The 500-nt window shown below is 60.2% G+C and carries 1 protein-coding gene; it reads right to left on the bottom strand.

Annotated elements, in window-relative coordinates; translation table 11 throughout:
* Nucleotides 1-500 (bottom strand): inorganic phosphate transporter (locus tag BK660_RS31400; RefSeq protein WP_148057529.1); only part of this gene is annotated, 500 nt, incomplete at both ends.

The following is a 500-nucleotide window of genomic DNA, read 5'->3' as shown; positions in this document are numbered from 1 at the left end:
CAAACCAAACATGTCCGCCGCACCAATGGTCAGCATCGCCACGGTTTCCGCCGAGGCACCCTGGGCATACGTCAGATGGGTCTTGCCGATCTTCTCGCCGACCGTCACCACAATCCGCTTCCAGCCAACCATGGTGCCCAGTCCCAGCGCAATGGCCACGGCGATCTTCACCCACAGCGGAATAAATCGCGTGGCGTTGTCGATCTGTTGCTTGAACAGTTGCAGTTTGCTGCTGGTGTCGGCGTCGAAATTGCCGACCTTGTTCTTGTCCATCAGGCGAATGCTTTCGCTGGCCAGGTACATGTCATTACGCACGTTGCCCATGGCTTCGGCCGGGACTTTTGCCAGCGAACCGTAACCTTTGACTTCCTCACCAATGTGCCCGGTGAGGGCGGCGAGGGCGGGGATCAGTTGCGGCGTGGCGTCCTTGCTGCGCACGTAATCGGAAAGGACTGCACGCGGATCGGCCGGCGTCGGCAGCGGCGCACTTTTCACCAGTG

This window comes from Pseudomonas brassicacearum, assembly GCF_003732265.1.
Lineage (GTDB): Bacteria > Pseudomonadota > Gammaproteobacteria > Pseudomonadales > Pseudomonadaceae > Aquipseudomonas > Aquipseudomonas brassicacearum_D.
The sequence above is the reverse complement of the archived record's forward strand: the minus strand, read 5'-3'. Positions and strand labels throughout refer to the sequence as shown.